Source organism: Serratia sp. szju (assembly GCF_044594185.1).
Classification (GTDB): Bacteria; Pseudomonadota; Gammaproteobacteria; order Enterobacterales; family Enterobacteriaceae; genus Serratia; species Serratia bockelmannii.
Genome location: NZ_CP172576.1, coordinates 1,291,580 through 1,317,631 on the forward strand (window position 1 = coordinate 1,291,580; position 26,052 = coordinate 1,317,631).

25 protein-coding genes are annotated in these 26,052 nt (G+C 58.9%); 11 read left to right on the plus strand and 14 right to left on the minus strand.

Features of this window, described 5'->3' with window-relative positions; genetic code table 11:
• Positions 1–4: 4 nt before the first annotated feature.
• Genes recF through dnaA form a run of 3 tightly spaced genes read right to left on the minus strand, consistent with a single transcriptional unit; the run spans position 5 to position 3,635 of the window.
• Positions 5–1,090, minus strand: coding sequence for a DNA replication/repair protein RecF (gene recF / locus RE418_RS06140; RefSeq protein ID WP_025304758.1), 1,086 nt, complete (start codon positions 1,088–1,090; stop codon positions 5–7).
• A 45-nt stretch (positions 1,091–1,135) separates the two neighbouring features.
• Positions 1,136–2,236 (minus strand): DNA polymerase III subunit beta, encoded by a 1,101-nt coding sequence (dnaN, locus tag RE418_RS06145; RefSeq protein WP_004933892.1) that lies wholly within the window; start codon positions 2,234–2,236, stop codon positions 1,136–1,138.
• Positions 2,237–2,240: 4 nt separating this feature from the next.
• The gene (gene dnaA, locus RE418_RS06150; protein ID WP_071826153.1) at positions 2,241–3,635 is read right to left on the minus strand and encodes a chromosomal replication initiator protein DnaA; all 1,395 of its coding nucleotides are present in this window, start codon (positions 3,633–3,635) and stop codon (positions 2,241–2,243) included.
• Between the two features lie 682 nt (positions 3,636–4,317).
• Between dnaA and rpmH the strand changes: the two genes are divergently transcribed.
• From rpmH to RE418_RS06195, 9 genes are all read left to right on the plus strand, one after another.
• A complete protein-coding gene (gene rpmH, locus RE418_RS06155; RefSeq protein ID WP_000831330.1) occupies positions 4,318–4,458 on the plus strand; it encodes a 50S ribosomal protein L34 in 141 nt (46 codons plus the stop codon).
• A 17-nt stretch (positions 4,459–4,475) separates the two neighbouring features.
• Positions 4,476–4,835 carry a ribonuclease P protein component gene (rnpA, locus tag RE418_RS06160; RefSeq protein ID WP_004933883.1) on the plus strand — a complete coding sequence of 120 codons (360 nt, stop codon included), beginning with the start codon at positions 4,476–4,478 and terminating at the stop codon, positions 4,833–4,835.
• Positions 4,799–5,056: a membrane protein insertion efficiency factor YidD gene (gene yidD, locus RE418_RS06165; RefSeq protein WP_004933881.1), complete on the plus strand. Its 258-nt coding sequence runs from the start codon at positions 4,799–4,801 to the stop codon at positions 5,054–5,056. Before rnpA ends, yidD begins: the two co-directional genes overlap by 37 nt.
• 2 nt (positions 5,057–5,058) lie before the next feature.
• Positions 5,059–6,696 (plus strand): membrane protein insertase YidC, encoded by a 1,638-nt coding sequence (gene yidC, locus RE418_RS06170; protein ID WP_025304756.1) that lies wholly within the window; start codon positions 5,059–5,061, stop codon positions 6,694–6,696.
• 96 nt (positions 6,697–6,792) lie between these two features.
• Positions 6,793–8,157, plus strand: a complete 1,365-nt coding sequence (gene mnmE / locus RE418_RS06175) for a tRNA uridine-5-carboxymethylaminomethyl(34) synthesis GTPase MnmE (RefSeq protein WP_089181465.1) — start codon at positions 6,793–6,795, stop codon at positions 8,155–8,157.
• A gap of 111 nt (positions 8,158–8,268) precedes the next feature.
• Complete coding sequence (locus RE418_RS06180; RefSeq protein WP_025304754.1) at positions 8,269–9,582, plus strand: lysine N(6)-hydroxylase/L-ornithine N(5)-oxygenase family protein; 1,314 nt, start codon at positions 8,269–8,271, stop codon at positions 9,580–9,582.
• Between the two features lie 95 nt (positions 9,583–9,677).
• Complete coding sequence (locus tag RE418_RS06185) at positions 9,678–10,403, plus strand: 4'-phosphopantetheinyl transferase superfamily protein (RefSeq protein WP_025304753.1); 726 nt, start codon at positions 9,678–9,680, stop codon at positions 10,401–10,403.
• A 161-nt stretch (positions 10,404–10,564) separates the two neighbouring features.
• Positions 10,565–11,131 (plus strand): NADPH-dependent FMN reductase, encoded by a 567-nt coding sequence (locus RE418_RS06190; RefSeq protein WP_025304752.1) that lies wholly within the window; start codon positions 10,565–10,567, stop codon positions 11,129–11,131.
• A 77-nt stretch (positions 11,132–11,208) separates the two neighbouring features.
• Positions 11,209–12,261 (plus strand): hypothetical protein, encoded by a 1,053-nt coding sequence (locus RE418_RS06195; RefSeq protein ID WP_025304751.1) that lies wholly within the window; start codon positions 11,209–11,211, stop codon positions 12,259–12,261.
• A gap of 34 nt (positions 12,262–12,295) precedes the next feature.
• Here RE418_RS06195 and RE418_RS06200 read toward each other — a convergent pair whose 3' ends face one another.
• Positions 12,296–13,633: an NCS2 family permease gene (locus RE418_RS06200; protein ID WP_004933851.1), complete on the minus strand. Its 1,338-nt coding sequence runs from the start codon at positions 13,631–13,633 to the stop codon at positions 12,296–12,298.
• Positions 13,634–13,865: 232 nt separating this feature from the next.
• Here RE418_RS06200 and RE418_RS06205 point away from each other — a divergent pair, with 232 nt between their 5' ends.
• Positions 13,866–14,270: an NUDIX domain-containing protein gene (locus RE418_RS06205; protein ID WP_016929609.1), complete on the plus strand. Its 405-nt coding sequence runs from the start codon at positions 13,866–13,868 to the stop codon at positions 14,268–14,270.
• A gap of 46 nt (positions 14,271–14,316) precedes the next feature.
• The gene (yieH, locus tag RE418_RS06210) at positions 14,317–14,985 is read left to right on the plus strand and encodes a 6-phosphogluconate phosphatase (protein WP_025304749.1); all 669 of its coding nucleotides are present in this window, start codon (positions 14,317–14,319) and stop codon (positions 14,983–14,985) included.
• Here the strand turns inward: yieH and RE418_RS06215 are convergent.
• The 10 genes from RE418_RS06215 to glmU all read right to left on the minus strand — a co-directional run bounded on the left by RE418_RS06215 (position 14,982) and on the right by glmU (position 25,769).
• Positions 14,982–15,722 carry an amino acid ABC transporter permease gene (locus tag RE418_RS06215; RefSeq protein WP_004933841.1) on the minus strand — a complete coding sequence of 247 codons (741 nt, stop codon included), beginning with the start codon at positions 15,720–15,722 and terminating at the stop codon, positions 14,982–14,984. The two genes, yieH and RE418_RS06215, sit on opposite strands and share 4 nt — an antisense overlap.
• 1 nt (position 15,723) lies before the next feature.
• Positions 15,724–16,437 carry an amino acid ABC transporter permease gene (locus RE418_RS06220; protein WP_025304748.1) on the minus strand — a complete coding sequence of 238 codons (714 nt, stop codon included), beginning with the start codon at positions 16,435–16,437 and terminating at the stop codon, positions 15,724–15,726.
• Between the two features lie 81 nt (positions 16,438–16,518).
• Positions 16,519–17,358: an ABC transporter substrate-binding protein gene (locus RE418_RS06225; protein ID WP_015376136.1), complete on the minus strand. Its 840-nt coding sequence runs from the start codon at positions 17,356–17,358 to the stop codon at positions 16,519–16,521.
• 168 nt (positions 17,359–17,526) lie between these two features.
• Positions 17,527–18,261 carry a phosphate signaling complex protein PhoU gene (gene phoU / locus RE418_RS06230; RefSeq protein ID WP_004933833.1) on the minus strand — a complete coding sequence of 245 codons (735 nt, stop codon included), beginning with the start codon at positions 18,259–18,261 and terminating at the stop codon, positions 17,527–17,529.
• Between the two features lie 11 nt (positions 18,262–18,272).
• Entirely contained in the window at positions 18,273–19,043 is a 771-nt protein-coding gene (gene pstB, locus RE418_RS06235) for a phosphate ABC transporter ATP-binding protein PstB (RefSeq protein ID WP_016929614.1), read from the minus strand.
• Between the two features lie 54 nt (positions 19,044–19,097).
• Positions 19,098–19,988 carry a phosphate ABC transporter permease PstA gene (pstA, locus tag RE418_RS06240; protein WP_025304746.1) on the minus strand — a complete coding sequence of 297 codons (891 nt, stop codon included), beginning with the start codon at positions 19,986–19,988 and terminating at the stop codon, positions 19,098–19,100.
• 1 nt (position 19,989) lies between these two features.
• A complete protein-coding gene (pstC, locus tag RE418_RS06245; protein WP_016929615.1) occupies positions 19,990–20,946 on the minus strand; it encodes a phosphate ABC transporter permease PstC in 957 nt (318 codons plus the stop codon).
• A 91-nt stretch (positions 20,947–21,037) separates the two neighbouring features.
• The gene (gene pstS, locus RE418_RS06250; RefSeq protein ID WP_043140725.1) at positions 21,038–22,078 is read right to left on the minus strand and encodes a phosphate ABC transporter substrate-binding protein PstS; all 1,041 of its coding nucleotides are present in this window, start codon (positions 22,076–22,078) and stop codon (positions 21,038–21,040) included.
• Positions 22,079–22,413: 335 nt separating this feature from the next.
• Entirely contained in the window at positions 22,414–24,243 is a 1,830-nt protein-coding gene (gene glmS / locus RE418_RS06255; RefSeq protein WP_043140722.1) for a glutamine--fructose-6-phosphate transaminase (isomerizing), read from the minus strand.
• A gap of 152 nt (positions 24,244–24,395) precedes the next feature.
• On the minus strand, positions 24,396–25,769 hold the full coding sequence (gene glmU / locus RE418_RS06260; protein WP_049207102.1) for a bifunctional UDP-N-acetylglucosamine diphosphorylase/glucosamine-1-phosphate N-acetyltransferase GlmU: 1,374 nt from the start codon (positions 25,767–25,769) through the stop codon (positions 24,396–24,398).
• Positions 25,770–26,052 lie beyond the last annotated feature (283 nt).

Genomic DNA, 26,052 nt, shown 5'->3' on the forward strand with positions numbered 1-26,052 from the left:
CATTTTAGTCCTGTGGTTGAACCTCTATTTTACCCTGTTCCACGCGGAACATCTTGCCCTTTTCACCGGCCATGTCGGTCACTTGTTCAGCGCTGACTGCGCTGACAAAAACCTGGGCCTGGGTGGCTTTCAGGCGATCGGCCAGCAACCGGCGACGGCCGGTGTCCAGCTCGGAGGCAAAATCATCAATCAGATACAGGCAACGCCGCCCGCTCTGCCGGGTGAGAAACTCACCCTGCGCCAAGCGCAACGCGCACATCAGCAGCTTAAGCTGACCGCGCGATAACAAATCCTCTACCGGCGTGCCGTCGGCACGAATGCGAAAGTCCGCTTTATGCGGCCCCACCGCGGTATAGGTCAACGCCCTGTCGCGCTCAAACTGGCGCTCCAGCAGCTCGCCGTAGTCGCTCTCTTTGTCCCAGCCGCGTTGGAAGGAGAAGCTCAGGCCGAATTCAGGCAGAAACTGCGCACAGGTCGCGGTGATATCCGCGGCGATCGCGTCGCTGTATTCCGCCCGCCATTCGCTGATGCGCTCCGCGAGCGGGATCAGTTCCTGATCCCAAGCGCGGATCTGCGCATAGCGACTCACCTGGCGCAGCGCGGCATTGCGCTGCTTCAGTAACCGTTTCAGGTTGCTCCAGGCGGTGAAAAAACCGGGTTCGTTATGAAAACAGCCCCAGTCCAGGAAGGCGCGCCGGAATTTCGGCCCGCCGTTCAGCAGGGTAAAACCTTCGGGGGTGATCAGCTGCATGGGCAGCAGCTGCGCCAGCTCGGCCACCTTGTGGCCGTCGCTGCCATCGATGCGTACTTTGCTGTCACCCTGACGGCTCTTACTCAATCCTACCGACAGCTCGCGCTCCGCACCTTCGATGCGGCCATGCAACACGAACTCCGGTTGGTCGTGGCGAATCACCCGACCAGCCTGCAGGCTGCGAAAGGCACGGCCGTGGCCGAGCGTATACACCGCTTCCAGCACGCTGGTCTTGCCGCTGCCGTTGGCGCCAACCAGGAAGTTGAATCCCGGCGCTAGCGCCAAATCCGCCGCCTCGATATTGCGGAAGTCTTTAATCAATAAACGCGTCAGAGCCATGCAATCTCTTTACCGATGACGGTGCTGTAATTCAAGGTAACGAGACTACAACCGCATCGGCATGACAACGTAGGCCGCCGCCTGGCTGGCGCCGTCTTCGATCTGCACGCTGGAGACCGAGTCGGTCAACAGCAGGCGCACGTCTTCACACTTGAGCGCGTTCAACACGTCCAGCACGTAGCTGACGTTGAAACCGATCTCCATCTCCGCGCCGTCGTAGCTGACGTCGAGGATCTCTTCCGCCTCTTCCTGCTCCGGGTTGTTGGCGGTGATCTTCAGCTGGTTCTGGCTGACGTACAGCCGCACGCCGCGGAATTTCTCGTTCGAGAGAATAGCCGCGCGGGCAAACGCCTGCTTGAGCAGATCGCAGCCGGCTTCCAGCGTTTTATCCGGGTTCTTCGGCAAGACGCGACGATAGTCCGGGAAACGGCCGTCAACCAGCTTGGACGTGAAGATGAAATCGCCGACGTGGGCGCGGATGTTGTTGCTGCCGATCTGCAACTGCAGCAGCGAATCGCCGCCGTCCAGCAGGCGCACCAGCTCCATCACCCCTTTACGCGGCACGATCACCGAATGCGACGGCAGCTGCTGGCCGATCGGCATCGAGCACACCGCCAGGCGGTGGCCGTCGGTCGCGACGGTGCGCAGCTCTTCGCCTTCGGTTTCAAACAGCATGCCGTTCAGGTAGTAACGCACGTCCTGATGGGCCATCGAGAACTGGGTAGCTTCGATCAGGCGCTTCAGCGTCGCCTGCGGCAAGGTAAATTCCACCTCGCTCTGCCAGTCATCCAGGTTCGGGAAATCCGCCGCGGGCAGCGTAGACAGTGAGAAACGGCTGCGGCCGGACCGCACCAGCATGCGCTCGCTCTCCAGCGTGACGGCGATCTCCGCCCCTTCCGGCAGGCCACGGCAGATATCAAAGAATTTGCGCGCAGGCACGGTGGTCGCGCCCGGCTCATGCGGTTGGGACAGGGCGACGCGCGCCACCATCTCCATCTCCAGATCGGTGCCAGTCAGCAGCAGGGAGCCTTCCGTCACCTGCAACAGCAGGTTGCCCAGGATCGGCAAGGTCGGGCGGCCGCCCAGCGGGCTGCTCACCTGTTGCAGCGGTTTTAGCAGATGCTCACGTTCAACGATAAATTTCATAGCGCTATGAAGATAATGTTCTGATTAAATTGGAGAAATCTTCTTTGATGTCGTGACTTTCCTCACGCAGCTGCTCGATCTTCCGGCAGGCGTGCAACACCGTGGTATGGTCGCGGCCACCAAACGCATCGCCGATTTCCGGCAGACTGTGGTTGGTGAGTTCCTTCGCCAGCGCCATCGCCATCTGGCGCGGGCGGGCAACGGATCGCGAACGCCGCTTGGACAGCAAATCCGCGACTTTAATCTTGTAATACTCCGCCACCGTCTTTTGGATATTGTCGATGGTGACCAGCTTTTCCTGCAGCGCCAGCAGATCGCGCAGCGCTTCGCGCACGAAATCAATGGTGATAGCCCGGCCGGTAAAGTTGGCGTTGGCGATCACGCGGTTCAATGCCCCTTCGAGCTCACGCACGTTGGAACGCAGGCGCTTGGCGATGAAGAACGCCACTTCGCCCGGCAGGCGAATGTCGTTTTCGTCGGCCTTTTTCATCAGGATCGCCACGCGGGTTTCCAGCTCCGGCGGCTCGATCGCCACCGTCAGCCCCCAACCGAAGCGGGACTTCAAGCGATCTTCCACCCCGTTGATCTCTTTAGGGTAGCGATCCGAGGTCAGGATGATCTGCTGATTGCCTTCCAACAGGGCGTTAAAGGTATGGAAGAACTCTTCCTGCGAACGCTCCTTGTTGGCGAAAAATTGGATGTCATCGATAAGTAAGGCGTCGACCGAACGGTAGTAGCGCTTAAACTCTTCGATGGCATTATTTTGCAACGCTTTGACCATGTCCTGCACGAAGCGTTCCGAGTGCATGTAGACCACTTTGGCGTTGGCCTTGCGCGCCATGATGCCGTTGCCGACCGCGTGCAGCAGGTGAGTTTTACCCAGGCCGGTACCGCCATACAGGAACAAAGGGTTGTAGGCGCCGCCCGGATTGTCCGCCACCTGGCGAGCCGCCGCGCGCGCCAGCTGGTTGGACTTACCCTCGACGAAGTTGTCGAAGGTGTGTTTAGGATTGACGTTGGAGCGGTAAGAGAGCTCGGGCTGCGCCGCCGCGTTGTCCCAGCTCGGGCGCAAAGGTGCAGCCGTACGCGCCGCCGGGGCCGCAGGGGCGCTGCTGACGCTGGCGGTCACGGTCTGGCTGATCACCTGCGTGATCGGCTTGCTGCCGACTTCAAAACGCAGCAAAGGCGCGTCCGTGCCGCAGAAATCATTCAGCAGACCATTGATGTTGTTTAAGTACTTATCGCGAACCCAATCCAGCACAAAACGGTTAGGCGCGTACAGCGCCAGGGTGTTGTCACTCAGTTCCGCCTGCAATGGGCGAATCCACATACTAAATTCTGTGGCAGGTAACTCATCCTGCAATCGGGCAAGACACTGCTGCCAAAGCGAAAGTGACACGGCGGACTCCACTCGAACAAGATCAATAAAGAAAAGAAACGGGCAACTTTTTTATAACTCATGATTTTTGACACATACCCGGCATCGGCTGTTTGCCTGTGGGGGATGCGAACCGCCTTTCACGGTTTGTGTCCCTCACGATCCCGGCATGAGGGATCGCGATCGGAATGACGGATCATAGCGCAATCCGAGCAAGAGATCCTCCCCTTCCTCACAGATTAGATCCATTTTATCCACAGGCCGCGGCCGGCGGCGATCTTTTCACCGCCAACGCCGAATGACCGCGCAGATCCCGGCCGCTGCGCCGCGTTTTTTACATTGTCAACCGGTTATACCCTGTTATCCACGTCGGATCCTGGGATCGCGCGCAAAGGATCTCACGGGGATCCTTGCGATTTCACCCCGAGTCCGTATAATCTTCGCCCTACGTGTGATACCTGGTTCCTTATGGTGCGTCATTAGCCAGACAGGATTCTGCGGTGACCACGGGCCAAGACCGGATTTTGTTCCGTTATTGGCAGACAACCAGGTAGGCTGGCGCGATGCGAATTGACTCAGGACTGTACAATTATTACAATCCCGCTTCTTTATGTATTGCGATTGAGGCGTCGGTCATCTTCACGCCGAGTAGCCAAACGCGTTTACTGATCAGTAATTATTTTAAGTTTAGGTAGAAATCGCTATGAAACGCACTTTCCAACCGTCCGTATTGAAGCGCAACCGTAGCCACGGTTTCCGTGCTCGTATGGCCACCAAAAATGGTCGTCAAGTTCTGGCCCGCCGTCGTGCGAAAGGCCGTGCTCGTCTGACTGTTTCTAAGTAATAAAGCTAACCCGCTGAGTGGTTAAGCTCGCTTTTCCCAGGGAGTTACGTTTGTTAACTCCCACTCATTTCACTTTCGTCTTCCAGCAGCCACAACGGGCTGGCACGCCGCAAATCACCATCCTCGGCCGCCTGAACCAGCTGGGGCATCCCCGCATCGGTCTTACCGTCGCCAAAAAACACGTCAAACGCGCGCACGAGCGTAATCGGATCAAACGCCTAACCCGCGAAAGTTTCCGCCTGCGTCAGCACGAATTACCGGCGATGGATTTTGTCGTGGTGGCCAAAAAGGGGATAGCGGATTTGGATAACCGCGCGCTGACGGAAGCTTTGGATAAATTATGGCGTCGCCACTGTCGCCAGGCTCCCGCATCCTGATCGGGCTGGTGCGGGCCTATCAGCTCGTCATCAGTCCGCTGCTAGGGCCTCGTTGTCGCTTCCAGCCGACATGCTCTCATTACGCAATTGAGGCATTAAGCAGGTTTGGCATGATAAAAGGCAGTTGGTTAGCATTGAAACGCGTATTAAAATGCCACCCTTTGAACCCAGGTGGCGATGATCCGGTGCCGCCAAAAACCGACGATAACAGAGAACACTAACGATGGATTCGCAACGCAATCTTCTCCTCATCGCTCTGCTGTTCGTGTCTTTCATGATCTGGCAGGCATGGCAAACGGACAACGCTCCGCAGCCGGCCGCACAGACCACGCAACAGACTTCGAACGCAGTAGCCGGTGATGCCGCCAGCCAGGCCGTGCCAGCCAGTGGTCAGGGTAAGCTGATTACCGTGAACACCGACGTGCTGTCACTGACCATCAACACCCGTGGTGGCGATATCGAGCAGGCTAAACTGTTGGCCTACCCGGATACTCTGGGTTCATCGACTCCGTTCCAACTGCTGGAAACCACTCCGTCGTTCGTCTATCAGGCACAAAGCGGCCTGACCGGTAAAAACGGCCCGGACAACCCGGCCAACGGCGAGCGCCCGCTGTATCAGGCGGCGCAGGACAGCTACACCCTGCCGGAAGGCCAGGACGAGCTGCGCATCCCGCTGACCTACACCGATAAAGACGGCGCGATCTACACCAAGACCTTCGTGCTCAAACGCAATCACTATGCGGTCGGCGTGGATTACAGCATCGACAACAAAGGCGCGACGCCGCTGGAGCTGACCCTGTTCGGCCAGCTGAAGCAGACCACCGAATTGCCTAAGCACCGCGACACCGGCAGCAGCAACTTCGCGTTGCACACCTTCCGCGGCGCGGCGTACTCGTCCAGCGAGGACAAGTACCAGAAATACGCGTTCGACAAAGACGAAAACCTGAGCGTCACCACCAAAGACGGTTGGGTCGCCATGCTGCAGCAGTACTTCGCCACCGCGTGGGTACCGGCGACCAAGGGTGACAACACCTTCTACACCGCCAAACCGGGTGACAACCTGTCCACCATCGGCTTCAAATCTACCCCGGTCGTGGTGCAGCCGGGCGCTCAGCAGCAGCTGAACGCGACCCTGTGGGTCGGCCCGGAGCTGCAGGATCAGATGGCCCAGTTGGCGCCGCACCTGGACCTGACCGTGGATTACGGCTGGCTGTGGTTCATCTCCCAGCCGCTGTTCAAACTGCTGAAGTTCATCCACGGCTTTATCGGTAACTGGGGCTTCTCCATCATCATCATCACCTTCATCGTGCGCGGCATCATGTACCCGCTGACCAAGGCGCAGTACACCTCGATGGCGAAAATGCGCATGCTGCAGCCGAAGCTGCAGGCGATGCGCGAGCGCATCGGCGATGACAAACAGCGCATGAGCCAAGAGATGATGGCGCTGTACAAGTCGGAGAAAGTGAACCCGCTCGGCGGCTGCCTGCCGCTGATCATTCAGATGCCGATCTTCCTGGCGCTGTACTACATGCTGATGGGCTCGGTCGAGCTGCGCCACGCGCCGTTCGCCCTGTGGATCCATGACCTGTCGGCGCAAGACCCGTACTACATCCTGCCAATCCTGATGGGCGTGACGATGTTCTTCATTCAGAAGATGTCGCCAACCACCGTGACTGACCCGATGCAGCAGAAAATCATGACCTTCATGCCGGTGATCTTCACAGTGTTCTTCCTGTGGTTCCCGTCCGGTCTGGTGCTGTATTACATCGTCAGTAACCTGGTGACCATCCTGCAGCAGCAGCTGATTTACCGTGGTCTGGAAAAACGCGGTCTGCACAGCCGCGACAAGAAAAAAAGCTAAGCGTATTGTAGGGGTTCGGCGCGCCGACCCTTGCAGTCACCCCAAAGGCGGTCATTAGACCGCCTTTTTGCATCTTAATCGTCAGAGAGAACCGTTATGAGCACCACCGATACCATCGTTGCCCAAGCCACCCCGCCGGGACGCGGCGGCGTCGGCATTCTGCGCATTTCCGGAAGCAAGGCCAAAGACGTCGCCCAGGCGTTGCTCGGCAAGCTGCCGAAGCCGCGCTACGCTGACTATCTGCCGTTCCGCGACGCCACGGGCGCCACCCTCGATCAGGGCATCGCGCTGTGGTTCCCGGGGCCGAACTCCTTTACCGGCGAAGACGTGCTGGAACTGCAGGGCCACGGCGGGCCGGTGATCCTCGATCTGTTGCTCAAGCGCGTGCTGGCGCTCCCTAACGTGCGCATCGCACGGCCCGGCGAGTTCTCCGAGCGCGCATTTCTCAACGACAAACTCGATTTGGCGCAGGCCGAAGCGATTGCCGATTTGATCGACGCCAGCTCCGAGCAGGCGGCACGTTCGGCGATGAACTCGCTGCAGGGCGCGTTTTCCACCCGCATCCACCAGCTCGTGGAAGCGCTCACTCACCTGCGAATCTACGTGGAAGCGGCGATCGACTTCCCGGACGAAGAAATCGACTTCCTGTCCGACGGTAAAATCGAGGCGCAGCTCAACGACGTAATGGCGGATCTGGACAACGTGCGCGGCGAAGCGCGCCAGGGCAGCCTGCTGCGCGAAGGGATGAAGGTGGTGATCGCCGGGCGCCCCAACGCAGGTAAATCGAGCCTGCTCAATGCGTTGGCCGGGCGCGAGGCGGCGATCGTGACCGATATCGCCGGCACCACCCGCGACGTCTTGCGCGAACATATCCATATCGATGGCATGCCGCTGCACATCATCGACACCGCCGGCCTGCGCGATGCCAGCGACGAAGTAGAGCGTATCGGCATCGAACGTGCGTGGAACGAGATTGAACAGGCCGACAGAGTGCTGTTTATGGTTGACGGCACCACCACCGCCGCCACCGAGCCGGCGGCGATCTGGCCGGAGTTTATGGCGCGCCTGCCAGGCACGCTGCCGATCACCGTGGTGCGCAACAAGGCCGACATCACCGGTGAAACGCTGGGTCTGACGGAAGTGAATAACCACTCACTTATTCGCCTGTCGGCCCGCACCGGCGAAGGCGTCGATGTGCTGCGCGATCATCTTAAACAGAGCATGGGCTTCACCAGCAATATGGAAGGCGGCTTTCTGGCGCGCCGTCGCCACCTGCAGGCGCTGGAATTGGCGGCACAGCACCTGGTGCAGGGTAAAGAACAGTTAGTGAGCGCTTACGCGGGGGAGCTGCTGGCCGAGGAACTGCGCCAGGCGCAGCTGGCCCTAAGTGAAATCACCGGCGAATTCACCTCCGACGATCTGCTGGGCCGTATCTTCTCAAGCTTCTGTATCGGGAAATAATCGACTGCGAGCGCCGTATCCTACTCGGCGCCCGCATGTTACTTCTCCCGGCGGCATCAAAACTCACCTAAGCTTATCTCATCAATTTTGCTGCGTGAGAGATAAGCTTACATGAACGAACCTTTAGACTTGATCGGCGTGGGATTGGGGCCTTTCAATCTCAGTCTGGCCGCTCTGGCCGCCGAAAGCGGCGCCGTCAATTATACCTTTCTCGATCGTAACGCCAGCTTCCGTTGGCATCCCGGTATGCTGCTGCCCTCAGCTTATATGCAAACCTATGTACTTCAAGATCTGGTTACCGCCGTCAGCCCACGCAGCCAATTTTCATTTATTAATTACTTGGTCGAACAGAAAAAAATTTATCGTTTTTTAATCACCGAGCAGCAAATTATCAGCCGGGAAGAATTTTCCGACTACCTGAGTTGGGCCTGCGAAAGGTTAGACGGGCTACAGTTTTCACAGTCCGTAGAGCGTATTGATTTCGACGATGAAAAAGGTTTGTTCAAGGTATGTACCCACAACCAGACCCTGTGGGCGAAAAATATCTGTCTGGGTACCGGACATGACCCTTGGTTGCCGGAAGCATTTTACCCGGCGCTGGGTGAAAACTGCATGCATGCCGCCGAAATAGCCCTGCGCAATCCAGACTTCAGCGGCAAGCGGGTTATGGTGGTGGGCGGCGGCCAAAGCGGCGCCGATGTTTTTTTGAACGCGTTGCAGGGACACTGGGGCGAGCCGGCACAGCTGGATTGGCTCTCGCGTCGTCCCAATTTTCAGCCGCTGGACGAGTCCCCCTTCACCAACGAATATTTCACTCCTGAATACGTCGACTATTTCTATACGCTGCCGGCCGAGATCCGCGCACGTGAAATCAAAACACAGAAATTGCCGGCAGACGGCATCAGCAATCATACGCTGCGAACCTTGTACCGTGAGCTTTATATGCGTTTTGACGTGATGCGCCAGACACGCAATGTGCGTTTACTGCCCCATCGTACTCTACTGACCGTCGAATCAATGGATGAGGCTTTTCATCTGCGCACGCTTCACGGTCTGGAAAATCGCCGGGAAAGTTTCAGGGCTGATATCGTCATTCTCGCCACCGGTTATCGCGCCTCTCTGCCCGCGTACCTGAAACCCTTGGTGCCACGCATCCCGCTCGATTCGAAGCAGCATCTACCGCTGCTGCCGAATTTTAATCTTGAATGGCTCGGGCCGGAGCAAAATCGAATTTATGCGGTAAATGCCGGGATACACAGCCACGGCAGCGCAGAAGGCGGACTGAGCCTGATGGCCTGGCGTTCAGCGCGCATCCTCAATCACTTGCTGGGCAAGCCATACTTTGATTTGGCACCGAACGCATCAATGATCCAATGGTGGAGCGATGCCGCGTCGGACGATACCTCTTCCATCGTTAATAAATAGGATAATCCGCATAGTGTTTTTTGATGATAAATCCTCAACTTAGTCTTAATCTAACACCCCTGCGTTCTTAGCGACCCTCTGTCATGGAGTGAACAATGGCGTGTCATTTTGCCCGATGGACCCCGGCCTCCGCTGTCCTGGATACCCAGAGACTCTCCGACGAAGTGATAGCCGCCACCCGCACCTTTTCCGTTAAGCGCCGCACGCGCTACCTGCAAGGGCGCATTCTGCTCGCCGAAATGATGTTCTACCTGTACGGCTTGCCGACGCTCCCCCCTATAGCCACCACGCCGACCGGCCGCCCCTGTTTCGCCGATCATCAGCTGCCCGATTTTAGCCTCGCCTACGCCAGCAACACCGTGGGCGTACTGCTTAGCGACGAGGGCAAGGTCGGACTGGATATCGAAGTGATGCGGGCGCGCGGCACCCGGCAAAGCGCGCTGCAACACGCGCATCAGACACCGGCAGAAAGTGCCTGGATCGGTGCGCAGGACGATCGGCTGGAGGCAGAAACTCAGCTGTGGAGCATCCGGCAAAGCGTGCTGAAAATTTCCGGCCTCGGTAACAGCGGCCAGTCTACGCTGCGTCTGCATCCCTTCTCCGGCCACCTGCGCTCCAGTGCCACGCCGGACGTTCAGGTGATGAGCGACGCCGACGAATACCTGAGCTGGGCCTGCGCCGGCAGCCCTGGGCTGGATCGCCTGCTGTGCTGGCGCTACGAAGAGCGCGGTGGACTGCACAAAGACGGGGAAATCTCACCGCGCAGCCCGGCGGCGTCCTCGCGCTTCGTTAAACTGACGGGCCTGAAGACGCCCGGTTAACGCGGCGCAAAGCGGATAACGCTGTCTTTACCGCTCGAGTCGCTGGATTAAATTGTAAAGACAGCTAAATGTTGAGCAATCGCCTATTCTCGACCCGCGCTTTAGCCTACTATTCGCCCATGTTGTACGCTGAATCTGCTCATTCGAAAGGGAGAATCATCATGTCAGACCAAGCCTTAAAAATCGTCACTCTGCTCGGCAGCCTGCGTAAAGGCTCTTACAACGCCATGGTGGCCCGCGCCCTGCCAGGGCTGGCTCCGCAGGGCGTCACCATTGAAGCGCTACCATCCATCCGCGATATCCCACTGTACGACGCCGACATGCAACAGGGTGAAGGCTTCCCTGCCGCTGTCGAGGCGATCGCCGAACAGATCCGCCAGGCCGACGGCGTGATCATCGTCACCCCTGAATATAACTATTCCGTGCCCGGCGGGTTGAAGAACGCCATCGACTGGCTGTCTCGCTTGCCGAATCAGCCGCTGGCCGGCAAGCCGGTCGCCATTCAAACCAGCTCGATGGGGCCGATCGGCGGCGCGCGCTGCCAATACCATCTGCGCCAGATCCTGGTATTCCTCGATGCGATGGTAATGAACAAGCCTGAGTTTATGGGCGGCGTGATCCAGAGCAAGGTCGATGAACAGGCCGGTGAACTGAGCGATCAGGGAACGCTGGACTTCCTGACCGGCCAGCTGTCCGCGTTCAGCGATTTTATTCGCCGCGTGGAGTGACCGTCTCGCGGCGCCCACCGGGCGCCGCAACAGGACATGAAGTCCGTCAATTCATTGAAAATTAAAGCCATAGCATCATGTATTTTTTCATTTTAGCGTTATTTTTTGTTTCCATCACCAGTCCCGCTTTCGCCGCAGACATGCGTTATCCCGCCGGTGAAGAACCGCTGGAGCTGCCGGCACACAGTGCGCTCAACGCCCAGCTGTCGCGATCCGCGCAAAACCAGGAAGACAAAAAGCTGGGCGCCATGTCGCTGTACCTGACGCTGATGCGCGAAGACGGCCGCAATGTCTGGGCGCCCTACCAGTTGGCGGTGTCGTCGGCAGAGAAAGGGCAAACCGAGCTGGCGGAACGCTACCTGCAGCTGAGCGCCGACCGCGGCCTGTGGTACTACTACAACCTGCTGGAGGACGACGCCTTCAACAGCATTCAACATTCCGCCACCTACCAATCCATTTTGGCCGCCACCAAAGCGCGCTATCTGCAGCACGCTCGCCGCTATGAAGGCAAAGCCAGCTACGCGATGCCGGACGGCGAAGCGCCGCCCGAAGGCTGGCCAACGGTGATCTTCCTGCATACCTACGGCAAAGCCGCCGCTATCAGCCCCGAAGAACGGCTGCTGTTCGGCGAAATGGGCGTAGCCTACATCGAGATCAACGGCACGCAGATGCTGTCGGAAAACAGCTTCCGCTGGTCGAATTACAGCGATGAGAGCACCCAAACCGCCATTCAGCGTACGCTGCAACAGCTGGCTCCGCAGCTAAAGCTGAATACCCAACGGATTTACCTCAGCGCCCGCGGCCAGGGTGCATTGCACGCCGCCAACCTGATCGCGAAGTACCCGCAGTTTTACGCCGGCGCGCTCCTGATCGCCCCCAACGGGGAGATCAAGCCGGCCCAGCAGTCGCTGGCGGCGCAAAAGAAAATCGTGATGGCGTATTACGATCGGCAGAACTTCAGTGAGCAGGCGCTGGCGTTGCACTTCGCCAATCTGTTTGGAGAGGATAACCAGGTAGAGACGCTGCACTTCGCCCAGGGCGAGGATGCCGCCGGTAGTTGGCAGGCGCGCTTCAGGCGGCCGTTGCAGTGGGTGTTGGACCAGGCGCCGGACGCGACGCCGGGAGTCTAGCGTTCAGGGCCGACAGACGTCGGCCCTTTGGCTGTCAATGGCCGTCGACAAAGACGATTTTCAGTACGAACAGCAGCGCCACCACCACCACGCACGGGCTGATTTCACGCCAGCGGCCGGTGCCGAGCTTCATCACGCAGTAGGAGATAAAGCCGAGCGCGATACCTTCGGTGATCGAGAAACTGAACGGCATCATCACCGCGGTGACAAATGCCGGTACCGCTTCGGTCAGATCGTCCCACTTCACCCGCGCCAGGCTGGAGGTCATCAGTACACCGACATAGATCAGCGCGCCGGCGGCAGCGTAAGCCGGCACCATACCCGCCAACGGCGACAGGAAGATCACCAGCAGGAACAGCAGGCCAGTGACCACCGCCGTCAAACCGGTGCGGCCGCCGACGGCGACGCCGGACGAGCTTTCGATGTAAGCGGTCACGGAAGAGGTACCCGCCAGCGAACCGGCCACTGAGCTGATGCTGTCAACGTACAACGCCTGCTTCATACGCGGGAATTTGCCCTGGTTGTCGGTCAGGCCGGCTTTATCGGTAACGCCGATCAGGGTGCCGGAAGAGTCGAACAGGTTCACCAGCATAAACGAGAAGATAACCCCGGCCAGCCCGATGTTCAGTGCGCCGGCCACGTCGACCTGGCCCACCACCGAGGTGATACTCGGCGGCAGGGAGAACAGGCCACCGTATTTCACGTCGCCCAGCATCCAGCCGATCAGGGTGGTGACCACGATCGACACCAGCACCGCCGCGTGGAAGTTACGCGAAGAGAGCACGGCGATGATGAAGAAGCCGAGCGCCCCCAGCAGCACGTTGTGCGAGGTCAGGCTGCCGATGGTCACCAGCGTGTCCGGGTTAGCCACTACGATGCCGGCGTTTTTCAGCCCCATCATGCCGATGAACAGACCGATGCCGCTGGTAATGCCGACCCGCAGGCTGACCGGAATGTTAGCGATCATCCAATAGCGAATGCGGAAAATGGTCAGCAACAGCAGGCCGACCGCCCCCCAGAAGATGGCGCCCATGCCCACCTGCCAGGAGATGCCCATCGCGCCGACCACCACGAAGGCGAAGAAGGCGTTCAGGCCCATCGCCGGCGCCAGCGCCACCGGCAGGTTCGCCAGCAGGCCCATAAAGATGCTGCCGAAGGCGGCGATCAAACAGGTGGTGACAAATACCGCCTGGGTATCCATGCCCGCCGCGCCCAAAATTTGCGGGTTAACGAACACGATATACACCATGGTGAGAAAGGTGGTGATACCGGCAATCGTTTCCGTACGCGCCGTCGTGCCATGTTGCTTGAGTTTAAACACGCGCCCAAGCAAGCCTTGCTCAGCGTCAAGGCCAGATACTGGTTTGGTCATTATCAGAATTCCGAAAATGGGAATGGACAGTCGCCGGCTATCCTATAACAAAAAGTGGGGCTTTTGATGTCGGTCACAGGTTTTTTTCGCCGTCTTTACGGCTAAACGCGTCAACGGCTTGTATTTACAGGCATTCATCCCCCTTGCCGCCCGCTGCGTTGCCGTTTGCCGGCACGGCCGATAAAATGGCCTATCGCCCCTCTATCCCTATCCGTTAAAAACAGGAATCCGCATGTCTTCGACCTTTATCGATAAGCTGGCGTTGATCGCGCTGAAAGATGACAAAGTGGCGCTGGTGCGCTCACACAATAAGACGCTGTTTTATATGCCGGGCGGAAAGCGCGAAGCGGGCGAAACCGACGAACAGGCGCTGTGCCGCGAAATCGACGAAGAGCTGACCGTTGCGCTGCTGTCGCAATCCATCGCGTTTTACGGCGAATTCACCGGCCCGGCGGACGGCAAGCAGGACGGCACCCAGGTGCGCATTCGCTGCTACCAGGCCGACTTTACCGGGCAGCTGCAGCCGGCCGCCGAAATCGCCGAGCTGAAGTGGTGCGACAGTCGCGATCTGCCGCAGTGCTCACACGTCGCCGCGCTAATTTTGCACGATCTCAAGGCGCGTAACCTGATCAAATGATCGCTGAGCGGCCTCAGCGGCGTTAACCCGAAGGAACCTGTCCCGCATGAATCAGATTGACTGCATTTTGTTCGACTGCGATGGCACGCTGGTAGACAGCGAAGTGCTGTGCAGCAAAGCCTATGTGCACATGTTCGCCCACTACGGCATTCATCTGTCGCTGGAAGAGGTATTCAAGAAATACAAAGGGGTGAAGCTGTACGAGATCATCGATCGGGTCAACGCCGAGCAGGGCACTGACCTGGCCAAAGAGACGCTGGAGCCGCTGTATCGGCAGGAAGTGGCGCGGTTGTTCGACAGCGAGCTGCAACAGATTGCCGGCGCCCGCGAGCTGCTGGCGCAGATAACGGTGCCTGTCTGCACCGTCTCCAACGGGCCGGTCAGCAAGATGCAGCACTCGCTCGGCCTGACCGGCATGCTGCCTTATTTTGATGACCGGTTGTTCAGCGGCTATGACATTCAGCGCTGGAAGCCAGATCCGGCGATCGTGTTTCACGCCGCCGAACAGATGCAGGTGCCGGTGACGCGTTGCATCCTGGTGGACGATTCGCCCGCCGGCGCGCAGGCCGGCATCCATGCCGGCATCCCGGTCTTTTACTTCTGCGCCGACCCGCATAACCCGCCGATTGACCATCCGCTGGTGACCACGTTTGACGACCTGGCTCAATTGCCCGCGCTGTGGCGCGAACGCGGCTGGCGGCTCACGGCCGATTAACTGGCCGGCAACGGCGGCTTGTTGCGCCACCAGCGCCAGGACCGTTTCAGCGCGCGGGTTTGCGCGCCGAAGCGGCGGTTGACCGCGTTGGCCAGCAGATCGAGCGCCAGGCAGAACACGAAGTAGACCAGCGCCACGAACAGGAACACTTCCATCGGATAGACCATGCTGCGGTTGTTGACCTGGGTCGCCAGGAAGGTCAGTTCGCCAACGCCGACGATATAAGCCAGCGAGGTGTCCTTGATCAGAGAGATCCACTGGTTGATGAACGACGGCACCATCATGCGCAGCGCCTGCGGCAGCACGATCATGCGCAGCGTCTGCCAACGCGTCAGCCCCAGAGAAAGCCCAGCCTGCCACTGGCCGGGGCCGATCGCGGCGATGCCGGCCTTCACTGCATGGGCCAGATAGGCCGAGGCGATCAGCGCCAGCGCGCACACCACGGTAGTGATTTCCGGGATCTCGACGCCAAAGACCATCGGCAGCAGGAAATAGGTCCAGAAGATCAGCATGATGACCGGAATGGCGCGGAAAAAGCCCAACACCGCCGCCAGCAGCCCGGCGGCGACGCCGCGTGACATCGCCAGCGCCACGCCGAGTAAGGTGCCGAGCACCGCCGAGGCCACGCCGGCCATCAGGCTGATCGCCAACGTCAGCGCCGCGCCACCCAGCGGCCCGTCCGGCCAGGTGCCCCACAGCAGGTAACCCAGGTTGTCGTGAATCACGCTGAAATCCATCTCAATGTCCTCCCAGCGGTTTACGCTGTTGTCGCCACATGCCCCAACCTTCCAGCAGCGCGATGATGGCGATATACAGCACCGTCGCCACGCCGAACGCCTGGAAGGTGCGCAGGGTTTCGGTTTCGACCTGACGCGAGGCGTAAGAGAGTTCGGCAACGCCGATCGCCATGGTCAGCGACGAGTTCTTGATCACGTTCATGTATTGCCCCAGCAGCGGCGGCAGCGCGATTTTCAGCGCCTGCGGCAACACCACGTAGCGCATCGCCTGCCAGCCGGTCAGTCCCAGCGCCTGAGCGGCATATTTCTGCCCGCCGGCGACGCCGCGAATGCCGGAGCGGATCTCTTCGGCGATAAAGGCGGTGGAGTAGAGCGTCAGGCCAAAGAAACCGGCGAGAAACTCGAACGACGGCCACTCAAGCGGGCCGACCTGATGTGAGCTGTTCAGCCACTGCATGGCGGCGGACGGCAGGATCTGCCCGGCGGCGAAGTACCAGAAGAACAGCTGCACCAGCAGCGGCGTATTGCGAAACAGCGAGCTGTACCCCATCGCCAGCCAACGCAACGGCCGCAGGCTGCTGTCGCGCATCGCCGCCAGCACAAAGCCCAGCAACGTGGCCGCCAGGCCCGCGCAGGCGGAAAGCCACAGCGTCAGCAGAAAGCCGTGCCACAGCCAGCTCAGGTATTGCGGCGCCAGCAGCCAGTCCAGGTTCATGTTCAATCCTTGTCTTGCAGAATGCATCAGGGGCGCAGCAAGCTGCGCCCCTCCGTGCCTATCTCACCGCAAGCGGTTAAGTCAGGCTTTTGGTTGCTGATCCAAAGGCGCGATTTTGAAATCGCCGCGCGGTTGAGCGGATTGGGTTTCCGGCCCGAACCAGCGATCGTAAATCTTAACCGCTTCGCCGTCTTTTTCCAGCTTGATCAGCGTCTCGTTCACCGCGGCGGTCAGGCGATCTTCGCCCTTGGGAATGCCGACGCCCTGGTATTCTTTGGTCAGGCTGAACGGCGAAATTTCAAATTCCGCCTTCTGCGCCGCCGGCAGGTTGCCGAGCAGGCCGACCAGCTTGGCGTCGTCCTGAGTGATAGCCTGCACGTTGCCGTTGCGCAGTGCCACAAATGCCAGCGGGGTGTCATCGTAGGAGATCACTTTCGCCGTCGGGAAACGCTCGCGCAGGGTGATTTCCTGCACCGTGCCCTTGTCCGCGCCGATGCGCAGTTTCTTGATGTCTTCCGGCGTTTTCAGCACGCCTTTGCGGGCGATGAATTTCTGCCCAGTGGCGAAGTACGGCACGCTGAAGTTCACTTCCTTGGCGCGCTCGTCGGTAATGGTGAAGTTGGCGGCAATCAGGTCAACCTTCTTCGACACCAGCAGCGGAATGCGGTTGGCCGGGTTGGTGGCGCGCAGCTCCACTTTCACCCCCAGCGCTTTGCCGATCGCGTCGGCGACGTCCACATCGTAGCCCACCAGCTTCTTGCTCTGCGGATCGATGTAGCCGAACGGCGGGTTACTGTCGAACACCGCGATGCGCACCACGCCGGCTTGCTTGATATCGTCAAGTTTGTCCGCGTGCGCGGCGCCGGCGGCGAAACCGGTCAGACTGGCTAACAACGTTAAGGCCAAAGCGCGATGTTTCATAGAAAGCTCCTAAGTGGTTGATGTCCTGCTGGCGGATAAGCTAGCAAGCGCCACATAGGTCAGGAAATAATATAAAAAGCTATATTTATAACCTTTTTATCTTTACGCGTTTAAGATGGAATAAAGGCGCGGGAAACCGCGCCTTGGAAGGATATTACCCGGAAAGGGTTAGTCATCTTTTTCGTCTTTACCGCCCGGGGAGAGCAGCTTTTCCAGGGCGTCGCCGCCCAAATGACGGAAATCCTGCCCTTTGACGAAATAGAAGATAAATTCGCAGATGTTCTGGCAGCGGTCGCCGATACGCTCGATAGAACGGGCGCAGAACAGCGCGGTCAGCACGCTCGGAATGGTGCGCGAATCTTCCATCATGTAGGTCATCAGCTGACGCACGATGCCTTCGTATTCCTGGTCGACTTTTTTATCTTCCCGGTAAATACGGATCGCCTCGTCCAGATCCATGCGCGCGAAGGCGTCCAGCACGTCGTGCAGCATCTGCACGGTGTGGCGCCCCAGCGACTCCAGGCTGACCAGCAGCGGCTGGTGCTGGTGCGAGAACTTCTCCAGCGCGGTGCGGCAGATCTTGTCCGCCACGTCGCCGATGCGCTCCAGCTCGGAAATGGTTTTGATGATCGCCATCACCAGACGCAGATCGCTGGCGGTCGGCTGGCGCTTGGCGATAATGCGCACGCAGGCTTCATCGATCGCCACTTCCATCATGTTGACCTTGGCGTCGCCTTCGATCACGCGCTTGGCCAGCTCGCCATCCTGATTGTGCATCGCGGTGATGGCGTCGGTCAGCTGCTGCTCCACCAGCCCGCCCATGGTCAGCACCTGGGTGCGGATATGCTCGAGCTCTGCGTTGAACTGGCCGGAAATGTGTTTGTTTAAATTCAGGTTATCCATGATGCTTCCTATCAACCATAACGGCCAGTGATGTAGTCTTCAGTCTGCTTTTTCTGCGGCGCAGTGAACAGGTTATCAGTATCACTGAACTCGATCAGCTCGCCCAGATACATAAATGCGGTAGAGTCGGAGCAGCGCGCCGCCTGCTGCATGTTGTGCGTCACGATCACCACGGTGTAATCAGCCTTCAGCTCGCTGATCAGCTCTTCAATCTTGCCGGTGGAGATCGGATCCAGTGCCGAGCAAGGCTCATCCAGCAACAGCACTTCCGGACGAATGGCGATGCCGCGGGCGATGCACAGACGCTGCTGCTGGCCGCCGGAGAGGCTGTAGCCGCTCTGGTGCAGCTTGTCCTTGGTTTCATTCCACAGCGCCGCCTTGGTCAGCGCCCACTGCACGCGCTCGTCCATATCGGCGCGCGACAGCTTTTCAAACAGGCGAACGCCGAAGGCGATGTTGTCGTAAATCGACATCGGGAACGGCGTCGGCTTTTGGAACACCATGCCGACCTTGGCGCGCAGCAGCGCGATATCCGAGTTGTCGGTCAGGATGTTCTGGCCGTCCAGCAGGATGCCGCCTTCCGCACGCTGTTCCGGGTACAGCTGGTACATCTTGTTGAAGGTGCGCAGCAGGGTAGATTTGCCACAGCCGGATGGGCCGATAAACGCGGTGACCTTGTTCTTGGCGATATCCAGCGTGATGTTCTTCAGCGCATGGAATTTGCCATAGTAGAAGTTCAGATCGCGTACCTGAATTTTGCTGCTGGAAGCGTCAGTAACCATACTCATCAAGACTTCTCTCTTTTCATCAGCGCCGCCAAAGCGGCGCTCAAAATTTTATGAATGCTTTTTCTTGGCGAAAACCACGCGCGCCAGGATATTCAGTAACAGTACGCACAGGGTGATCAACAGCACCCCGGCCCAGGCCAGCTGTTGCCATTCGGCGAACGGGCTCATGGCGAATTTGAAGATGGTCACCGGCAGGTTGGCGATCGGCTGCATCAGGTCGGTGCTCCAGAACTGGTTCGACAGCGAAGTGAACAGCAGCGGTGCGGTTTCCCCCGCGATGCGTGCAATCGCCAGCAGCACGCCGGTGATGATGCCGGACACCGACGCCTTCAGCGTGATGGCGGAAATCATGCGCCATTTCGGCGTACCCAGGGCATAAGCGGCCTCGCGCAGCGTATCCGGTACCAGTTTCAGCATGTTCTCGGTGGTACGAATGACGATCGGCACCTGCAGCAGCGCCAGCGCCACGATGCCGGCCCAGCCGGAGAAGTGTTCCATCTTCGCCACCACGATGGTGTAAACGAACAGGCCCACCACGATCGACGGTGCGGACAGCAGAATGTCGTTGATAAAGCGGATCACTTCCGCCAGCCAGGATTTACGGCCGTATTCCGCCAGGTAGATGCCGGCCATGATGCCCAGCGGCGTACCGAAAAGGGTCGCCCACAGGATCAACAGGCCGCTGCCGGCGATGGCGTTGGCCAGGCCGCCGCCCGCGGTATTCGGCGGTGGGGTCATCTCGGTGAACAGCGCCAGCGACATGCCGTCGAAGCCTTTGGTGACGGTAGCGATCAGGATCCAGATCAACCAGAACAGCCCGAACGCCATGGTCGCCATCGACAGGAACAGCGCGAGGCGGTTTTTCTGCCGGCGCCAGGCCTGCATTTTGCGGCGGCTTTCCGCCAGAACGACTGCGTTTTGCATATCCATCGTCGCCATGTTAACGCCCCTCATTCTTGGCCAGACGCATGATCATCAGTTTCGACAGCGCCAGCACGATAAAGGTGATAACAAACAGAATCAGGCCCAGCTCCATCAACGCGGCGGTGTGCACGCCGGACTCAGCTTCGGCGAATTCGTTGGCCAGCGCCGAGGTGATGCTGTTGCCCGGCATGTACAGCGAAGCGCTGTCGAGCTGGTAGGTGTTGCCGATGATAAAGGTCACCGCCATGGTTTCCCCCAGCGCACGGCCCAGGCCCAGCATCACGCCGCCGATGACGCCGTTTTTGGTGAACGGCAGCACGATGCGCCAGATGACTTCCCAAGTGGTGCAGCCGATGCCGTAGGCCGACTCTTTCATCATTACCGGCGTCTGTTCGAACACGTCGCGCATAACCGCAGCGATGTAAGGAATGATCATGATCGCCAGGATCACCCCGGCGGCCAGGATACCGATGCCGAAGGCCGGGCCGGAGAACAGCTCGCCGACGATAGGAATGCCCGACAGCACGTCGCCCACCGGCGTCTGGAAGTATTCGGCGAACAGCGGGGCGAACACAAACAGGCCCCACATGCCGTAGACGATGCTTGGGATGGCCGCCAGCAGCTCAATGGCGATGCCCAGCGGCCGCTTCAACCAGTTCGGCGCCAGTTCGGTCAGGAACAGCGCGATGCCGAAACTCACCGGCACGGCGATGATCAGCGCGATGAGCGAGGTGACCACGGTACCGTAGATAGGCACCAGCGCGCCGAACTGCTCCGCCGGCGCATCCCACTCTTTGGTCCACAGGAAGGCGAAGCCGAATTTCTGCATGCTTGGCCAGGAGGCGAAGATCAGCGAAACGATGATGCCGCCCAGCAACAATAGGGTAATCAGCGCAGCCAGTCTCACCAGCGCGCTGAAAATGATGTCACCGTTTTTGCCCGGTGCTTTGATGGTCGGCTTGTACTCAGCCATAGATTACTCTCTGTTTGAACCCTGGCAGCCCCAACCGGGATCGGAGCCTGAAGAACTGTGTGGGGCGCGGCGAACCCGCGCCCCTGCGTTGTTAGTACAGCGCTTTACCTGAACTGTCTTTTACGTTGGTTTTCCAGGCCGCGCGCACCTGCTCAACCACTTCTGTCGGCAGGGTGGCGTAATCCAGCTCGTTAGCTTGTTTTGCACCGGTTTTGTAGGCCCAGTCGAAGAACTTCAGCACTTCGGCGCCCTGAGCAGGGTTTTTCTGCTCTTTGTGCACCAGGATGAAGGTGGTGGAGGTGATTGGCCACACGTTGTCACCTTTCTGGTCAGTCAGATCCTGAGCGAAGGTCTTGCTCCAATCCACGCCTTTGGCCGCGTTGCTGAAGCTCTCTTCGGTCGGGCTAACCGGTTTGCCGTCGGCGGATACCAGCTTGGTGTAAGCCAGGTTGTTCTGTTTGGCGTAAGCGTATTCTACGTAGCCGATAGAGCCAGGCAGACGCTGAACGAAGGCGGCGATGCCGTCGTTGCCTTTGCCGCCCAGACCGGTCGGCCAGTTAACGGTAGAACCGGCGCCAATCTTCTCTTTCCACTGCGCGTTGGCCTTGGACAGGTAGCTGGTGAACACGAACGAGGTGCCGGAACCGTCGGCGCGGCGCACTACGGCGATGTTCTGGTCAGGCAGTTTCACGCCAGGGTTCAGCTTGGTGATAGCCGGATCGTTCCACTTTTTGACGTTGCCCAGGTAGATATCGCCCAGGGTTTTACCGTCCAGCGTCAGTTCGCCGGATTTAATGCCCGGGATATTCACCGCCAGTACCACGCCGCCGATCACGGTCGGGAACTGGAACAGGCCATCGGCCGCCAGTTTGTCGTCAGACAGCGGAGCATCGGAAGCGCCAAAGTCAACGGTGTTGGCCACGATTTGCTTCACGCCGCCAGAGGAGCCGATGCCCTGATAGTTAACTTTGTTGCCGGTTTCTTTCTGATAAGAATCTGCCCACTTGGCGTAAACCGGAGCGGGGAATGTCGCACCTGCACCGGTCAGGCTGGCAGCAGCGAACGCGGACACGGCGGTCAGGGAGAAGGTCGCTGCCACAATACTGGCGACGGTGGTACGCATCAGTTTCATAATCCCTCCTAATGGGATACTTAAAATCGACTTCGAGTCGTTTTAATCAGAGTAAGTATTGCTGCAGGAGGGAAAATAGGACAGTTTGGTGACAGAAAAATGTACGCAATATGACAGTTATATTACAGTGCGTTTGATGGCTGTTGTTTTATCTATAAATCAAAAAGTTAGCTGTGAAGCAGCACATTTTCCAAGCAATAAATAAACCGTTTGGGTGCGGCCTATCCGCTTGAATATGACAACGTTTATCGCCGAATCGGTCGCGCTGTCATCTTTAAGATCGTTCATGAAAAAGCCGGCGCAAAGGCCGGCTTTTGCAGTTTACCTGCGGCAAATTACTCTACGGTGACAGACTTCGCCAGGTTGCGTGGCTGGTCAACGTCGGTGCCTTTGATCAGCGCCACGTGGTAAGACAGCAGCTGCAACGGCACGGTGTAGAAGATCGGCGCGACAATTTCCTCGACGTGCGGCAGAGGAATGATGGTCATACCTTCGCTGCTGACAAAGCCGGCGTCCTGATCGGCGAACACGTACAGCTGGCCGCCGCGCGCGCGCACTTCTTCAATGTTGGACTTCAGCTTTTCCAGCAGTTCGTTGTTTGGCGCCACCACGATCACCGGCATATCGGCGTCGATCAGCGCCAGCGGGCCGTGTTTCAACTCACCCGCCGCATAGGCTTCGGCGTGAATATAGGAGATCTCTTTCAGCTTCAGCGCCCCTTCCATGGCGATCGGATACTGATCGCCGCGGCCGAGGAACAGCGCATGGTGCTTGTCGGAGAAGCCTTCCGCCAGCGCTTCGATCTCTTTATCCATCGACAGCATCTGCTCGATACGCGCCGGCAGCGCCTGCAGGCCGTGCACGATCTCCTGCTCCACGCTTTCCGCCATGCCTTTCAGGCGGCCCAGGCGCGCCACCAGCATCAACAGCACGGTGAGCTGCGTGGTGAAGGCTTTGGTCGAGGCTACGCCGATTTCCGTGCCCGCTTTGGTCATCAACGCCAGATCGGATTCACGCACCAGCGAAGAGCCCGCAACGTTACAAACGGCCAGCGAACCAAGATAACCCAGCTCTTTGGACAGGCGCAGCGCCGCTAACGTGTCGGCGGTTTCGCCGGACTGCGACAGGGTGATGATCAGGCTACCCGGACGCACCGCCGATTTGCGGTAACGGAATTCGGACGCGATCTCGACGTCGCACGGCACGCCGGCCAACGCTTCAAACCAGTAGCGCGCCACCATCCCGGAGTGGTAAGAAGTCCCACAGGCGATGATCTGCACGTGTTGCACCTTGGCCAGCAGCTCGTCGGCGTGCGGGCCCAGCTCGCTCAGGTTGATTTGGCCATGGCTGAAACGCCCTTCCAGGGTGTTTTTCAGCGCCAGCGGCTGTTCGTAGATCTCTTTTTGCATGTAGTGACGGTAAGCGCCCTTGTCGCCGGCGTCATACTGCACCTGGGATTCGATCTCAGGACGCTCGATGGCGTTGCCCTGCTTGTCGAAGATGTTGACGGTGCGACGAGTCACTTCCACCACGTCGCCTTCTTCCAGGAAGATGAAGCGGCGGGTGACCGGCAGCAGCGCCAGCTGATCGGAGGCGATGAAGTTTTCCCCAACGCCGCGGCCGATAACCAGCGGGCTGCCGGAGCGCGCCGCAACCAATACGCTCGGATCGCGGCTGTCCATCACCACGGTGCCGTAAGCGCCGCGCAGCTGTGGGATCACGCGCTGAACCACTTCCAGCAGCGTACCGCCCTGCAACTGTTCCCAGTGCACCAGGTGCGCGATCACTTCGGTGTCGGTTTCGGAGCTGAAACGGTAACCACGTTCGATCAGCAGCTCGCGCAGCGGTTCGTGGTTTTCGATGATGCCGTTATGCACCACGGTAATGTAGTCGGAAACATGCGGGTGCGCGTTCGCTTCGGTCGGTTCACCGTGCGTTGCCCAGCGGGTGTGAGCGATGCCGGTACCGCCGTGCAGATCGGTTTGCTCCGCCGCTTCGGCCAGTTTTTGTACCTTGCCTACGCGACGCAGGCGACTGACGTTGCCTTTTTCATCGACCACCGCCAGACCGGCGGAGTCATAACCGCGGTACTCAAGACGACGTAAACCTTCCAACAGGATTTCTGCGATATCACGTTGCGCTACTGCGCCTACAATTCCACACATCAGTTATATTCCTAATGAACGCCCTTCATGGGCGCTTTCGATGCCTTGACCTGATTTTTGCCGGTTTTTACCGTGCGTCCCCCGAGCCTGTAGATGGTGGGGGTTATTATGTTTTGTATTGGGCTCGTGAACAGAGCCCAACGCAAAACACACTATGACTTCTTCTTCACCGGACGTTGCCAGCCCTGAATGTGCACCTGCTTGACGCGGCTCAGCACCAATTCGTTCTCGGCAATATCGCGCGTCACCGTGGTGCCTGCGGCGATGGTGGAGCCTTTGCCGACCGACACCGGCGCCACCAGCTGAGTATCGGAACCGACGAACACCCCATCGCCGATCAGCGTCTTGTGCTTGTTGGCGCCATCGTAGTTGCAGGTGATGGTGCCGGCGCCGATATTCACGTCATCGCCGATTTCGGCATCGCCCAGGTAGCTGAGGTGGCCGGCCTTGGAGCCTTTGCCCAGACGCGCCTTTTTCATTTCCACGAAGTTGCCGACGTGGGCCCCTGCCGCCAGCTCCGCGCCTGGGCGCAGGCGGGCAAATGGCCCCACGGTGCAGCCGACTTCCAGCACGCTGTCTTCCAGCACGCTGTAAGGACTGATCTCGCAATCATCACCGATTACGCAGTTTTTCAGCACGCAGCCGGCGCCGATTTTCACCCGATCGCCCAACTTGACGTGACCTTCGATAATCACATTCGCATCAATAGTGATGTCGCGGCCGTGAACAAGTTCCCCGCGCAAATCGAAACGCGCCGGATCCAGCAGCATCACGCCGGCCAACAGCAGCTTTTCAGACTGTTCCGACTGGAATACGCGTTCCAGGGTCGCCAGTTGCAGGCGGTTGTTCACACCTTCCACTTCACTCAGGCGCGACGGGTGTACAGCCTCGATTTTCTTGCCGTCGGCATGGGCCAACGCAATGATATCGGTGATGTAAAACTCGCCCTGTGCGTTGTCGTTGTTCAGCATCCCCAGCCAGCGCTTCAGATCGCGCCCGTTCGCCACCAGGATGCCGGTATTGATTTCGTTAATCTGGCGCTGTGCCTCGCTGGCGTCCTTGTGTTCGACGATGCCCACCACGTTGCCCTGCTCGCGCACGATGCGGCCGTAACCGCTCGGATCGTCCAGCTTGACCGTCAGCAGACCGATGCCGCCCTGCGGCTTGGCCGCCAGCAGGCGTTGCAGCGTATCCACGGAAATCAACGGCACGTCACCGTACAGCATCAGAACGTCTTCATCGTCGGCAAAATGCGGCGCCGCCTGCTGCATTGCATGACCGGTGCCCAATTGCTCCGCCTGCAGCACCCAGTTCAGCGCGCCGTCCGTCAGCGTGCTTTTCAATAAATCGCCGCCGTGGCCGTATACCAGGTGAACATGTTGCGCGCCCAGTTTCATCGCGGCATCAATGACGTGCTGCACCATCGGCTTACCGGCCAACGGATGCAACACTTTGGGAAGATCGGAATACATGCGCGTACCCTTGCCCGCGGCGAGGATGACCACGCTCATTGCGCTGTTCGACATAAGCAACCTGATAACTCCATTTTGATAGACGAAAGTAAAACCGTTTAGCGACGATATTACTACATATTTCTCATCACGAACCCGGCGCAGGCCGCGCGCCTCTTGGCCTGCCGCCATCATGGCTGATTCGGCTTCAGGACGAAAAAACTGTCGGCGTTCGGCGACGTTTCTTTCCCGATATCAGGGGTTATACACCACACCGCCCGCCGGGCTGAAATGCTTATTTTAAAGTAAAAAAAAAGCGACCCTATAGGCCGCTTTCTTAAAGTTGGGTGCAGAGCAC

Excerpts from the sequence above, each read along its gene's own strand:
- pstC (WP_016929615.1), bottom strand. The coding sequence starts at position 20,946 with ATGGCTGAGTACAAGCCGACCATCAAAGCACCGGGCAAAAACGGTGAC.
- RE418_RS06185 (WP_025304753.1), top strand. The coding sequence starts at position 9,678 with ATGGCGTGTCATTTTGCCCGATGGACCCCGGCCTCCGCTGTCCTGGAT.
- RE418_RS06225 (WP_015376136.1), bottom strand. The coding sequence starts at position 17,358 with ATGAAACATCGCGCTTTGGCCTTAACGTTGTTAGCCAGTCTGACCGGT.
- RE418_RS06205 (WP_016929609.1), top strand. The coding sequence starts at position 13,866 with ATGTCTTCGACCTTTATCGATAAGCTGGCGTTGATCGCGCTGAAAGAT.
- RE418_RS06180 (WP_025304754.1), top strand. The coding sequence starts at position 8,269 with ATGAACGAACCTTTAGACTTGATCGGCGTGGGATTGGGGCCTTTCAAT.
- dnaN (WP_004933892.1), bottom strand. The coding sequence starts at position 2,236 with ATGAAATTTATCGTTGAACGTGAGCATCTGCTAAAACCGCTGCAACAG.
- yidC (WP_025304756.1), top strand. The coding sequence starts at position 5,059 with ATGGATTCGCAACGCAATCTTCTCCTCATCGCTCTGCTGTTCGTGTCT.
- glmS (WP_043140722.1), bottom strand. The coding sequence starts at position 24,243 with ATGTGTGGAATTGTAGGCGCAGTAGCGCAACGTGATATCGCAGAAATC.
- pstB (WP_016929614.1), bottom strand. The coding sequence starts at position 19,043 with ATGGTTACTGACGCTTCCAGCAGCAAAATTCAGGTACGCGATCTGAAC.
- RE418_RS06215 (WP_004933841.1), bottom strand. The coding sequence starts at position 15,722 with ATGGATTTCAGCGTGATTCACGACAACCTGGGTTACCTGCTGTGGGGC.
- yidD (WP_004933881.1), top strand. The coding sequence starts at position 4,799 with ATGGCGTCGCCACTGTCGCCAGGCTCCCGCATCCTGATCGGGCTGGTG.
- RE418_RS06195 (WP_025304751.1), top strand. The coding sequence starts at position 11,209 with ATGTATTTTTTCATTTTAGCGTTATTTTTTGTTTCCATCACCAGTCCC.
- RE418_RS06200 (WP_004933851.1), bottom strand. The coding sequence starts at position 13,633 with ATGACCAAACCAGTATCTGGCCTTGACGCTGAGCAAGGCTTGCTTGGG.
- rpmH (WP_000831330.1), top strand. The coding sequence starts at position 4,318 with ATGAAACGCACTTTCCAACCGTCCGTATTGAAGCGCAACCGTAGCCAC.
- recF (WP_025304758.1), bottom strand. The coding sequence starts at position 1,090 with ATGGCTCTGACGCGTTTATTGATTAAAGACTTCCGCAATATCGAGGCG.
- pstS (WP_043140725.1), bottom strand. The coding sequence starts at position 22,078 with ATGAAACTGATGCGTACCACCGTCGCCAGTATTGTGGCAGCGACCTTC.
- RE418_RS06190 (WP_025304752.1), top strand. The coding sequence starts at position 10,565 with ATGTCAGACCAAGCCTTAAAAATCGTCACTCTGCTCGGCAGCCTGCGT.
- mnmE (WP_089181465.1), top strand. The coding sequence starts at position 6,793 with ATGAGCACCACCGATACCATCGTTGCCCAAGCCACCCCGCCGGGACGC.
- RE418_RS06220 (WP_025304748.1), bottom strand. The coding sequence starts at position 16,437 with ATGAACCTGGACTGGCTGCTGGCGCCGCAATACCTGAGCTGGCTGTGG.
- phoU (WP_004933833.1), bottom strand. The coding sequence starts at position 18,261 with ATGGATAACCTGAATTTAAACAAACACATTTCCGGCCAGTTCAACGCA.
- pstA (WP_025304746.1), bottom strand. The coding sequence starts at position 19,988 with ATGGCGACGATGGATATGCAAAACGCAGTCGTTCTGGCGGAAAGCCGC.
- glmU (WP_049207102.1), bottom strand. The coding sequence starts at position 25,769 with ATGTCGAACAGCGCAATGAGCGTGGTCATCCTCGCCGCGGGCAAGGGT.
- yieH (WP_025304749.1), top strand. The coding sequence starts at position 14,317 with ATGAATCAGATTGACTGCATTTTGTTCGACTGCGATGGCACGCTGGTA.